The 11,440-nt window shown below is 42.9% G+C and carries 8 protein-coding genes; 4 read left to right on the forward strand and 4 right to left on the reverse strand.

What is annotated here, in order from left to right; all coding sequences use genetic code 11:
- Window positions 1-170: 170 nt before the first annotated feature.
- From trpB to fadI, 3 genes are all read right to left on the reverse strand, one after another.
- Window positions 171-1,394, reverse strand: coding sequence for a tryptophan synthase subunit beta (gene trpB, locus DZ860_RS06135; protein ID WP_120030036.1), 1,224 nt, complete (start codon window positions 1,392-1,394; stop codon window positions 171-173).
- Between the two features lie 232 nt (window positions 1,395-1,626).
- On the reverse strand, window positions 1,627-3,741 hold the full coding sequence (fadJ, locus tag DZ860_RS06140) for a fatty acid oxidation complex subunit alpha FadJ (RefSeq protein WP_120030037.1): 2,115 nt from the start codon (window positions 3,739-3,741) through the stop codon (window positions 1,627-1,629).
- Window positions 3,741-5,048, reverse strand: coding sequence for an acetyl-CoA C-acyltransferase FadI (fadI, locus tag DZ860_RS06145; RefSeq protein WP_120030038.1), 1,308 nt, complete (start codon window positions 5,046-5,048; stop codon window positions 3,741-3,743). The genes fadJ and fadI overlap by 1 nt, the downstream gene beginning before the upstream one ends.
- Before the next feature lie 760 nt (window positions 5,049-5,808).
- Between fadI and DZ860_RS06150 the strand changes: the two genes are divergently transcribed.
- The 4 genes from DZ860_RS06150 to DZ860_RS06165 all read left to right on the forward strand — a co-directional run bounded on the left by DZ860_RS06150 (window position 5,809) and on the right by DZ860_RS06165 (window position 10,129).
- The gene (locus DZ860_RS06150; RefSeq protein ID WP_439333102.1) at window positions 5,809-6,315 is read left to right on the forward strand and encodes a sigma-70 family RNA polymerase sigma factor; all 507 of its coding nucleotides are present in this window, start codon (window positions 5,809-5,811) and stop codon (window positions 6,313-6,315) included.
- A complete protein-coding gene (locus DZ860_RS06155) occupies window positions 6,308-7,039 on the forward strand; it encodes a DUF3379 domain-containing protein (protein ID WP_120030040.1) in 732 nt (243 codons plus the stop codon). The genes DZ860_RS06150 and DZ860_RS06155 overlap by 8 nt, the downstream gene beginning before the upstream one ends.
- 242 nt (window positions 7,040-7,281) lie before the next feature.
- On the forward strand, window positions 7,282-8,511 hold the full coding sequence (locus DZ860_RS06160; RefSeq protein ID WP_120030041.1) for an outer membrane protein transport protein: 1,230 nt from the start codon (window positions 7,282-7,284) through the stop codon (window positions 8,509-8,511).
- Window positions 8,512-8,839: 328 nt separating this feature from the next.
- Window positions 8,840-10,129 carry an outer membrane protein transport protein gene (locus tag DZ860_RS06165; protein WP_120030042.1) on the forward strand — a complete coding sequence of 430 codons (1,290 nt, stop codon included), beginning with the start codon at window positions 8,840-8,842 and terminating at the stop codon, window positions 10,127-10,129.
- Window positions 10,130-10,600: 471 nt separating this feature from the next.
- Here the strand turns inward: DZ860_RS06165 and DZ860_RS06170 are convergent, their stop codons facing one another.
- Entirely contained in the window at window positions 10,601-11,380 is a 780-nt protein-coding gene (locus DZ860_RS06170; RefSeq protein ID WP_120030043.1) for an MlaA family lipoprotein, read from the reverse strand.
- Window positions 11,381-11,440: the final 60 nt, after the last annotated feature.

Consider the following 11,440-nt stretch of genomic DNA (forward strand, 5'->3'; position numbering starts at 1 on the left):
GGGTATAGTACCGGTACAGATTTGTGCTCCTTAAGCGATTCTATCTATAAACCCGCCATGCTACGAAGACTAAATAACTCATCATTAATATAAAGTGTTAAAAATGTGATCAAAAAAGCCAGCGTCATGGCACTGGCTTGATTCGTCAAAATTTAGCGGAACACTCGAACTTAAATCAAGCTTTCGATACCATAATCACAGCCATAGTTTTCCACCACAAAGTCGATATCTTTATCACCACGACCCGATAAGTTTAATAAAATCGAGCCTTGTTCACCTTGCTGTGCCAGTTTAATCGCGTAAGCAACCGCATGTGCTGATTCAATCGCAGGAATGATGCCCTCACAACGAGACAGCTCAAAAAACGCATCAATCGCTTCTTGATCATTGGCGGTACCATATTGGACTCGACCTGAATCTTTAAGATAACTATGTTGTGGGCCAACTGACGGGTAATCTAAACCACTCGCCACCGAATGAACCAATTGTGGTTCACCTTGCTCATCTTTCAACATATAAGATTTAAAGCCGTGCATCACACCAGGCTCACCTAAACTTAAAGTGGCCGCATGCTCACCAACCTGTGTTAAAGATCGCCCTGCAGGCTCAACACCATGAATGGCGACTGACTTATCCTCTAGAAACGCAGTAAATAATCCCATCGCATTAGAGCCACCACCCACACACGCCACCAAATTATCTGGCAAGGTACCGGTCATTTCTTGAAATTGAACGCGAGCTTCATTACCAATGATGGATTGGAAATCACGAACCATCATCGGGAAAGGATGTGGACCAACAACCGAACCGATTGCATATAACTGATTAATTGGGTCTTTTAAATACGCTTCAAACGCTGCATCAACCGCTTCTTTTAATGTTTTACGTCCATGTGTCGCTGGAATCACGTTGGCACCTAGAATACGCATTCGCACGACATTTGGGTGCTCTTTCGCGATATCCACTTCGCCCATGTAGATATCACACTCCAAACCAACTAAAGCTGCTGCTGTGGCAAGTGCAACCCCATGTTGACCCGCCCCAGTTTCTGCAATCAGCTTCTGCTTACCCATTTTTTTGGCAATAAGAGCTTCGCCTAAACAGTGGTTAATTTTGTGAGCCCCAGTATGGTTTAGATCCTCACGTTTTAAGTAAATCGGTGTACCGTATTTCTTGGAAAGGTTTTCAGCATGAAAAATAGGGCTAGGTCGACCAACAAAGTGCTTATAAAGACGAGCCAATTCACTTTGAAATTCAGGGTCTTGACGACATTCATTGTAAGCCGTATTGATGTCATCCATCACTTTTTGTAACTCTTCAGGAATAAAGCTCCCGCCATATTCGCCGAAATATCCTTGAGCGTTAGGTAACGCATGTTCAAATGTATTCTTCATTGAAACTCCTTGTCCTACTCAACTAGTACACCAACGCTATCTTAAAGTTTCTTTTTACTGACGACAAACGCAACTAGTCACTTATCTAGCTGCTTCACACTTTTAACGTTTTTCATTCAGTAAATATGTCTACTCTTTAAAAAGATAAAAGAACGGCGAGCTAAAAAGCCCGCCGCACACTTATTACAAACCATCTCTATTATGGTTTTCTATCTACTCTATTTTCTATCAACTAATAGAAACTATGTCCCAGCTCAGCTCGAGTTAACAAACCATCACAAGGTGCAAAGCGATCACCGTATTTCTGTGCATGTTCATTCATTTTAGCGACAACTTCACGAACACCTATTTGATCAATGCAACGGAATGGGCCACCTAAGAATGGAGGGAAGCCGATGCCAAAAATAGCACCAATATCACCGTCTCTTGGACTTCGGATAATCCCCTCATCTAAGCATCGTACCGCTTCATTCAGCATGGGTAACACACAACGCCATGCAATATCTTGTTCTGAAAGTGAAGCTTCCGGCGTTAAGCTAAGCAATTGGTAAACGCTTTTATCTACCTGCTTTTTCTTACCTTTGTATTCATAGAAACCTTTACCACTCTTACGACCTTTACGGCCATCGTTTAGCAAAGTGTCAAAGACATCGGGGCCTTGGAAACGTTCGCCTAATTCTTGAACAAGTATCGGCATGATTTTCGAACCAACATCGACACCCACTTCATCAAGCAAAGTAATTGGCCCGACAGGGAACCCAAAATTTAACAACGCCATGTCAAGATGTTCGATAGGCTCACCACCCATCAGGACTTGAGCAGCTTCATTCATATAAGGAGCTAAGATGCGATTGACATAAAACCCAGCACAATCTTTAACGACAATCGGCGTTTTACCCTGCTTACGAGCAAATTCAACCACGGTTGAAATGGTTTGCTCCGATGTCGTTTCGTGGGGAATCACTTCAACCAATGGCATTTTTTCTGCCGGGCTAAAGTAATGCAAACCAACTACATTTTCTGGTCGTTGCGCGTACTGAGCAATCTTATGAATAGGTAAAGATGAGGTATTGGTAGCGAAAATCGTATCATGTGAGGTGTTCTCCTCGATATCGGCAACCATTTTTTGCTTCAATTCGAGATCTTCAAATACGGCTTCAACAACCAAGTCGATGCGCTCAAAGCTGGTAAAATCAATACCACCAGAGAGTTGTAGCATCTTACTTTGCAGATCAGCTCGGCTCAAAATACGGCGTTTTCTTTGCTTATCAAACAACTTATAGTTGTAATTTAAAGCATTTAAAACCCCATCATTGGAGACGTCTTTAATCCGTGTAGGTACTTTAGCTTTGGCCACACTGACATGGCTAATCCCCGCGCCCATGAGACCGCCGCCCAACACACCGACACGTTCAATGGCTAATGGCTTTGCTTCTGCACCGTGTTCTTTCTTCATTTCTGTCATAGCAAAGAAGATTGAACGCTGTGCTTTTGATTCTGGTGTCATCACTAATTGACCAAAACAAGAGGCTTCCTGTTCTAGTCCTTTCTTAAAGCCATGCTCCAACCCATATTTGATCACATCAAGGATCGCATCCGCCGCGGGGTAATTGCCTCTCGTTTGTTCTTTGGTTTTCTTAGCTGCCTGTTCAAAGATAACTTTACGCCCAAGCCCAGTGTGCGACATTAGCTTCTCTTTAGTTGACACTTTTTGCTTACGGCGACTCTCATGTTTAGCAATATATTGCTGAGCAACGTCAAGCAAAATGGACTCAGGAACACAGGCATCCACTACACCCAATTTTTTCGCTTTTTTGGCTCGTAGCTGTTTGCCCGTCAAAATCAAATCAAGAGCTGGAAGTAAACCGATCAAACGTGGAAGACGTTGTGTACCACCCGAACCGGGTAACAGTCCTAGCTGAACTTCAGGTAAGCCCAAACGCGTAATATCAGCATCACTACAAACGCGGTAATCACACGATAGAGCAAGCTCTAACCCACCACCAAGACAAGGGCCATGGATAGCCGCGACCACTGGAAATGGGAAATCTGCTAGCGTCTGGAACATAACTTGCCCTTGACGAGCCAAATCTTCTGCTTCTTGAGCAGATTGACAGGCATCAAGCATGCGAACATCAGCGCCAGCAATAAAATTATCTGGCTTTAATGAATGAATAATCAATCCTTTAAGCTGCGATTTTTGCTCTTCGAGCTGGGCAAAAATCACTTGTATCTCTTCTGCGAACGTTGCTTGTAACGTATTCATACGTTCGCCGGGAACATCTATCGATAACCACCCGATATTCTGCTCATCAACACTTAGGTTAAATGCTTTAAGTTCCGTCATTATTCAACCTCCAAGATCATCGCCGCACCCAGTCCACCAGCAGCACAGGCGGTATTTAGCGCTAAACCGCCACCTCTGCGTTTTAACTCTCTTAACGTCTGGGTAATCATACGTGCACCTGTTGCGGCAAATGGGTGTCCGTAAGCAATAGAGCCACCAAGAACGTTGAACTTATCCATATCAATTTCACCAATCGCCGATGCTCGTCCAAGGTGCTCTTGGGCAAATTTATCACTCGCGAACATTTTAACGTTCGATAGCGCTTGCGCAGCGAATGCTTCATGCATATCAATCAAGGTAAGATCGGCCAGCGTAATACCTGCACGATCAAGTGCGATTGGCGTTGCAAATGATGGCCCCATCAACATATCTTTTTCTACACCGATAGCAGAAAACGCATAAGAACGAACGTAGCCAAGAATTTCCAAACCTAACTCTTTTGCTCGCCCCTCGCGCATAAGCATGATCGCGGCTGCACCATCAGTTAATGGCGTACTGTTTGCAGCTGTCACGCTACCAAACTGGCGATCGAATGCTGGTCTTAATTTAGCGTAACCTTCGAGGGTTGAGTCATGTCGAATATTGTTATCTTCGGCAATCCACTGTTTATAAGGCGCTGGAAATGCTGTCATCACTTCATCGTGAATTTTTCCCTCTCGCCAAGCTTGAGATGCCAAAGTATGTGAACGGTGAGCTAACGCATCTTGCTCTGCACGTGTAATGCCGTGGCTCTTTGCCATCTGCTCCGCGGTTTGGCCCATTGAAAGCCCAGTGGAATATTCTGCAACTGCTGGCGGAACCGGCATCAGATCTTTAAAAGAGAGGGTCTTTAATAATTTTAATTTTTGGCCCATCGTCTTAGTTTTACTCAGAGCGAGTAGATTCGCCGCCAACGTTTTTGATACCCCAATTGGTAGAACAGATGATGAATCTGCCCCTCCAGCAATACCAATATCCGCGGTTCCCGCCATGATGCTTTCTGCTACATTCACGACCGATTGAAAACTCGTCGCACAAGCACGAGTAACACTATAAGCATCGGTATGAACGTTCATTCCCGTGCCCAGTACAATTTCACGCGCGATATTCGGTGCTTCAGGCATCTGAACCACTTGGCCAAAGACCAGTTGGTCGATCAATTTAGGATCGATTTGAGTTCTTGCCAACATTTCACTGACAACCATTTTGCCGAGGTCAACTGCTGGCACTTGGCTAAATTCGGTACTCTGCCGCGCAAACGGGGTACGCAACCCTGCAACGATTGCAACACGCTCTCCTGAACGCGTAATGACTTCCTGCTTGCTCATTGTATCTCCTTAACAATAAGAGGTCTGACCTCAATGATTGTAACGATATTGTTAACTCAATCAAACATCTGTTTGAATAAACGTGATGTCGCATAACAAAGTGCTAAAAAGCCAAAGAAAAAAAACCAGAACAATAATAGGAATTCATCATTAAAATACGACAAGAGTGAAGTGTTAGGACAAACGTTACGCAAAACCTTTATCGCCAATTAATCAGAGCGGTTACAAGACTCATCAATTTGTTGAATAGTATGAGAATAAAGATTGCTGAGTGTTAATAATTCACTATAGTTATTAGTGGAAAAAATGGCGGCAATAAAATAACAGCAAAAAAAAACCACACAAGATTGTGTGGTCGGAATGTATAAAGCAATTAACTTACGCCAATTGAAATAATCAGTTTCCTGATTAGGAGAAAGTAAAGTCAGCCTTCAAAAGGAAGTGTCATCTTGCTCAACTGTCAACCACAAGGGTTAACTAGACGACAAGATGTACTATAACGGCTCCTATTGGACACTTTTTGAATTAGATCAATTTTTGGTTGGTTTTCTCCATCAATGTACGAATAGGCGGTTTTGGCTCCGCTTTCTTTTACAACCTACAACGCGAACATTAATAGCTTGGTAACCGAATCGCTACAAACCGTCAAAACTACTCATAATGAGTAATACGTGACTAAATTGTCTGCCCATCGGAGGCTCACGTGTCAATTATTCAATTTTTTGGAAAGAAAAAGTCTACCTCTCCGGTCAACTCGGATATGGACAAACAAAGAAAATATGAAGCTCTTGTGCGAGCTTATCATCGAGATCTCTATCGCTACGCCTACTGGCTGTGCAAAGACAAAACCATTGCGGAAGATCTGGTTCAAGAAACCTGTCTACGCGCTTGGAAGTCTCTTGACAGTTTACAAGATGAAAAAGCGGCAAAATCTTGGCTAATTACAATATTACGCCGAGAAAATGCTCGCCGTTTTGAACGCAAGCAATTTGATCTGGTTGATATCGATGATTATGGTAATGATGCTAAAGTCAGCGACGATGCCCACCACCAATCAGAGTGGGTTCATGCTCAAATTATGCAGCTTGAAGAGGATTATCGTGAACCTCTCTTTCTCCAGGTCGTTGGTGGCTTTAGCGGGGATGAGATTAGTACGATATTAGGATTAAACAAAAACACGGTCATGACGCGTCTTTTCAGAGCGAGGAATCAGCTAAAAGAGAGACTGGATTCTGAGACCAATCATAGAGGGCAGCAAAATGGATGAACTGGAATTTCGCCGCCGCATCATGTCCGATCCAAAGCAGCGTGACGCTGATCTCTTGGACGCGATAAAAACCAATGACGCAAACAGTAAATTTGCCGATGATATTTTCGACCTTGACGCACAAATCAGCAAAGCGATGAACGTGGACGTTCCTGAAGATTTAGTTGACCGAATTTTGTTCAATCAATCTTCATCAATGGAATCTAATGTAATTAAACCGGATTTTGTTAAACGTTCAATGGCAATGGCCGCTTCCGTCGCTTTTGTCGTTGGCTTACTCGTCGGACAGGTAAACTGGGGAAATGTTGTTGTTACACCTGCACAAGCGAGCTTAGCCGATACGGCAATACAGCACGTTTTAGAAGAGCAACCGTTTATTGATAATCTTGATGAACAAGTGAGCGTGGCACAAATCAACGCTAAGATGTCACCCTTTGAGCATCATCTAGGGCATAACTTCCCATACCATGTCTATTACTTAAACCACTGTGGGTTTGGCAACTCCAATGCTCTGCATATGGTTTTTCAAGGTGAAAAAGGCAAGGTCACTCTCTTTTTGACCAACAAAACGAGTCAGAAAGTGGAAGATTTTACTCAACAAGGGATGTCTGGCGTCATCGAACCGATTGGCAATACCAGTTTAATTCTGGTGGGCGACAAAGGTGAAGATGTTGCTAAAATCAGCGAAAAAATCGCAAATCTTATAAAGCCCGGCAATATATAGAAATTAGGCCTGAACATGAATTTCAGGCCAATTTTTTAAAGCAAAAGTAGAGCATAGACTCTAAAAAGGCTAGTTTTCCAGCTTTTTCCTGCAAGATGACCATCATTTCATTAATTTTCCCCTCAAATTTGGCAATGGTCGGATTTGTTTATTCTATACTCCAGACTAGGATCAGCCCCACTGAGCATTTGCTCAAGTGTAACGCCCATTTAGAGGCGATATATAAAAAGGAAAAAGCAAAAATGAACAACTCGCGTCTGTTTAAAAAATCACTATTAGCAGTGACGATTGCAACAACTACACTAGCCTCTCAGCAAGCTCTTGCTGCTGGCTTCCAACTTAATGCGCAATCAGCAACCGGCATCGGCCGTGCATTTGCTGGTGACGCAGTTATCGCTGATAACGCCTCTGTAATGGCACGTAACCCTGCAGCGATGGCACTATTTGACAAAATGGAACTGTCTGTTGGTTTCGAAAGCATCACTTCTTTGATTGATGTTAAAGATGCCAAGTATTTTGGCCAACCTGTAGCTGATACTGATGATGTCGGTGGTACTTCAATTGCACCTAACATCCACCTTATCGTTCCAGTTAATGACAAATTCGCTTGGGGTGTAGACCTTTACTCAAATTTTGGCACCAAAACTGAATTTGCTGATGACTACGCGGCTGAAGTATATGGTGGCTTAACTGATGTTAAAAGCTTCAATATTGGCCTAGCAGGCTCTTACCGTGTTAACGAGCAACTTTCATTCGGTGCTGGTTTAGACATCATCTATGGCCAAGGTACAATGAAGCGTTCAGCTCCTGGTTCGAAAGGAACTGTTAACCTTCTAAATGTGGATAAAGCTGATGGTTGGGCACTCGGTTTTAACGTTGGTACGGTTTATGAAGTGGATGAAAATAACCGTTTTGGTTTAGCGTACCACTACAGCCCAGAATTCGAAGCTGAAGATGATAAAGGCCAAAAAATTACACTGCCTTTACCAAGTATTGCTGAATTCTCTGGTTTCCACAAAATCGAAGAGACTAAATTTGCGGTCCACTACTCGATTCAGTACATTGGCTGGAGTGACTTCGATCAAATTGAATTCCGCAATTTAGATCTACAAACTTCACCAATCGGCGGTATGGCTGGTTCTTATGACAAGCCTTACCAATGGCAAGATGGTTGGCACTACGCAATTGGTGGTACTTACTATCTAAACCGCGATTGGACGCTACGCGCAGGTTACATGTACGACACGAGCGCACAAGACCAAGTAACTTCAATCTCTGTACCTGATTCTGATCGCCAATGGCTATCGGCTGGCTTCACATACAACATCAATGAAGCATCAAATGTTGACTTTGGTTTCACTTACCTAATGGGTGATGATGTTGAAGTAAGTGAAACTGCAGCTGGTCCATTAACAGCGACAACACATGCTGACGCAATCCTAATGGGCCTACAATACAGCCGCAGCTTCTAATTTAAGCGAACGCAACTAACTTCAAAGGCTGGTTTTTCCAGCCTTTTTTATATCTAAAAACACTCGCACAATCTCTCTTCACTAAAAACATATCTCACATTTCGCTATTTGAGCGTACATCCGTACATATAAACACAAGTTTCACATAACAAATGTACGCCGAAAAGAGACTGGTTCGACCTGTTAAACCAGATTTATTCACTTTAAAATGATTTTTGTGTCGAATTTTATTCTAAATTCTCACAATTTTGACTTTTTCATTTCTAAAGTAATAACTCTAAAACTATCATCTCGCCACCATATAAAACGACATTCAGCGAACATTATAATGAAAATGAATAAGACTCTTCTGTCACTAGCAGTGGCTTGTGGTTTGGTAACAACGTCAGCAAGCGTTAACGCAGCAGGCTTTCAGCTTGCAGAATACTCAGCGACAGGCTTAGGCCGTGCGTACGCTGGTGAAGCGGCAATGGCTGACAATGCAAGCTCACAATGGCGTAACCCAGCGTTGCTGACTTACCTAGAAGGTACTCAAATTTCGACTGGTGCGATTTATGTGAACCCAAATATTGATATCAATGGTACAAGCACTTACGCCAAAAATGCACTACCAGCAAGCTCTGATGATTTTGCTCACGATGCTGTTATCCCAAACTTCTATGTTTCTCATAAATACTCAGATAAATTTGCTATTGGTTTTGCTTTAGGCACCAACTACGGAATGGAAACCGACCTTGGCAAAGATTTTGCGGCTGCCAATCACGGCAACCAAGCGAGCGTTTATTCTGTAGAAGCAAACCTAAATGCCGCTTATCAACTAACTAACGCTGTTAGCATTGGTGGTGGCGTACGTTACATCACTGCTGACGGTAGCTTTGGTGCAGTAGCATCACCTCAGAACCAAATTCCATTAGTTAAGCCAGGTTCAAACCTCAAATATATGGAAGGCGAAGATACGGCTTGGGGTTGGCAAGTGGGTTCTGTTTGGCAAATCAATGAAGCTAACCGCGTTGGCTTTACCTACAAATCTGAGGTTGACTTAACTCTTGAAGGTCATGCTACTGGTGCTGGTTTCAATCTATTTAAGCCTGCAAAGCATGATATTCAAATTCCAGGCTCAATGAAGCTTGCATTACCAGCTACTGCTGAACTTGCTAGTTTCCATCAGCTAACTGATAAATTAGCGATTCACACTAGCATCAACTGGACAGATTGGAGCAGCTTCAAAAAGTTAGAAGCTAACTTATCAGATAGAAGTGATCCTGTATTAATCAAAGAAGAAAACTGGGAAGACAATTACCGCTTTGCAATTGGTTCTACTTACCAGATGAATTCCAAATTATCACTACGTACAGGTGTTGCTTATGATACATCTGCAGTGAGTGAAGAACATCGCACCGCCACTATTCCAGAAACTGATCGCCTATGGTTGAGCCTAGGTGCAGGTTACCAATGGTCAGAACAACTTAACTTAGATGCTGGCTTCACTTACATCATTGCGAAAGATGCAAAAATGTCTGAGTCGGATTTAGGTGCAGATATGTTTGGTGGTTCATTTGACGGTGAAGTAACAGGTAGTATCTGGCTAATCGGTGTGCAAGCGAACTACAAGTTCTAAGCATACAAACACCTATTAGATATGAGAAAGGCTTGGTAAATACCAAGCCTTTTTTATACCAATCAGGATAAGTAAGTGGTCAGAAAATTGCGCAAGGAAAATCGCTTAGAACTAGGCGCAGATTGCCGCTAACTAGTTATTCTAATTACAAAATCTGCAACAACGTTATCAGCGATTTTAATCAGCAAGAATGATCAAAGACTTATGCTGATTGGTATTACGTTCGTTACTTCGAGAATAACCAACCTGTCCAAAAGTAAGCAACTTCTGTAAACAACTCTCGCCATTCAACTCTCTTTCTCAAAAGCAAAATACCCAAGTAATTGGCGTTGCTACTAGGCGACAAGCGAATGAATCCCTATGAGCATAGATAACGATACATAAAATATGGTGACTAGCGTGAAAGAGTGCAGTCAACAACATATCACTGTAGCAACACAGCAACGTCAAGTACGACGTTAGTACACAGAGTTATAGGTCCTCTAAATACTCATCCAAATACGCTTCCTCTTGCGCGTCATAATCATCCCCTGTCACCTCAGCTTTAAAATCTTGGCGCTGAAGATAAACATCACGAGTTAACACGTATGGATCTGGCGAATTTTCGAGTTGCGCTTCTTGGTTCACGAGTGCTGCACGAGTTTCCATGCCCTCTAATGCCCATTTGCCAATACCTGCCCAAATATTCAGATAAGAGAGCGGTACATACAAACCATCCACGACATCGACACTTTCACGTACTGTCCATGGACCATAGCCTGGGACCATGACGTAAGGGCCGTTACCTACCCCATAGTGCCCGACTGCATCACTAAAGGCGCGGTCATCCTGATCCTTGATGCCAGCTGCTGTGGCAATATCAAAGATGCCGAAAATACCAAAGCCGGTATTAATCCAGAAACGGTTAAAATTATCGAGTGCTTGTCGACCATTTCCCATCAATAAGTTATTCACCATACTAGATGGTTCATCTAAGTTTCCTAATACGTTGGCAACTCCAGTTCTAATCGGACTAGGGACGTAATTGACATAAGCGAGGGAAACGGGGCGAACTAGGTATGGGTCAAGGTAATCATAATTAATTGCCCACATTGAACGGTTAAACCCTTCAAACGGGTCATAGACTTGAGACGTTGTTATTTCGGCTTGGTTTTCGTTGTCATTGTCACTTTTTTCAGGCGCGCTGGCACAACCGGCTAATAACGCCACTGACAATAACGATATCCATATACGAGAATTAGAGCTATTCATTATTATAATTTCCATAAAAAAACCGGTGAAAATCACCGGCTTTTATCAAGCGTTCATAAG

This window comes from Vibrio sinensis, from assembly GCF_003605645.1.
GTDB classification, from domain to species: domain Bacteria; phylum Pseudomonadota; class Gammaproteobacteria; order Enterobacterales; family Vibrionaceae; genus Vibrio; species Vibrio sinensis.

What these genes read in the sequence shown, in the direction of transcription:
- DZ860_RS06155 (WP_120030040.1), top strand. Translation starts at nt 6,308, where the DNA reads ATGGATGAACTGGAATTTCGCCGCCGCATCATGTCCGATCCAAAGCAG.
- DZ860_RS06160 (WP_120030041.1), top strand. Translation starts at nt 7,282, where the DNA reads ATGAACAACTCGCGTCTGTTTAAAAAATCACTATTAGCAGTGACGATT.
- fadI (WP_120030038.1), bottom strand. Translation starts at nt 5,048, where the DNA reads ATGAGCAAGCAGGAAGTCATTACGCGTTCAGGAGAGCGTGTTGCAATC.
- DZ860_RS06165 (WP_120030042.1), top strand. Translation starts at nt 8,840, where the DNA reads ATGAAAATGAATAAGACTCTTCTGTCACTAGCAGTGGCTTGTGGTTTG.
- DZ860_RS06170 (WP_120030043.1), bottom strand. Translation starts at nt 11,380, where the DNA reads ATGAATAGCTCTAATTCTCGTATATGGATATCGTTATTGTCAGTGGCG.
- trpB (WP_120030036.1), bottom strand. Translation starts at nt 1,394, where the DNA reads ATGAAGAATACATTTGAACATGCGTTACCTAACGCTCAAGGATATTTC.
- DZ860_RS06150 (WP_439333102.1), top strand. Translation starts at nt 5,809, where the DNA reads ATGGACAAACAAAGAAAATATGAAGCTCTTGTGCGAGCTTATCATCGA.
- fadJ (WP_120030037.1), bottom strand. Translation starts at nt 3,741, where the DNA reads ATGACGGAACTTAAAGCATTTAACCTAAGTGTTGATGAGCAGAATATC.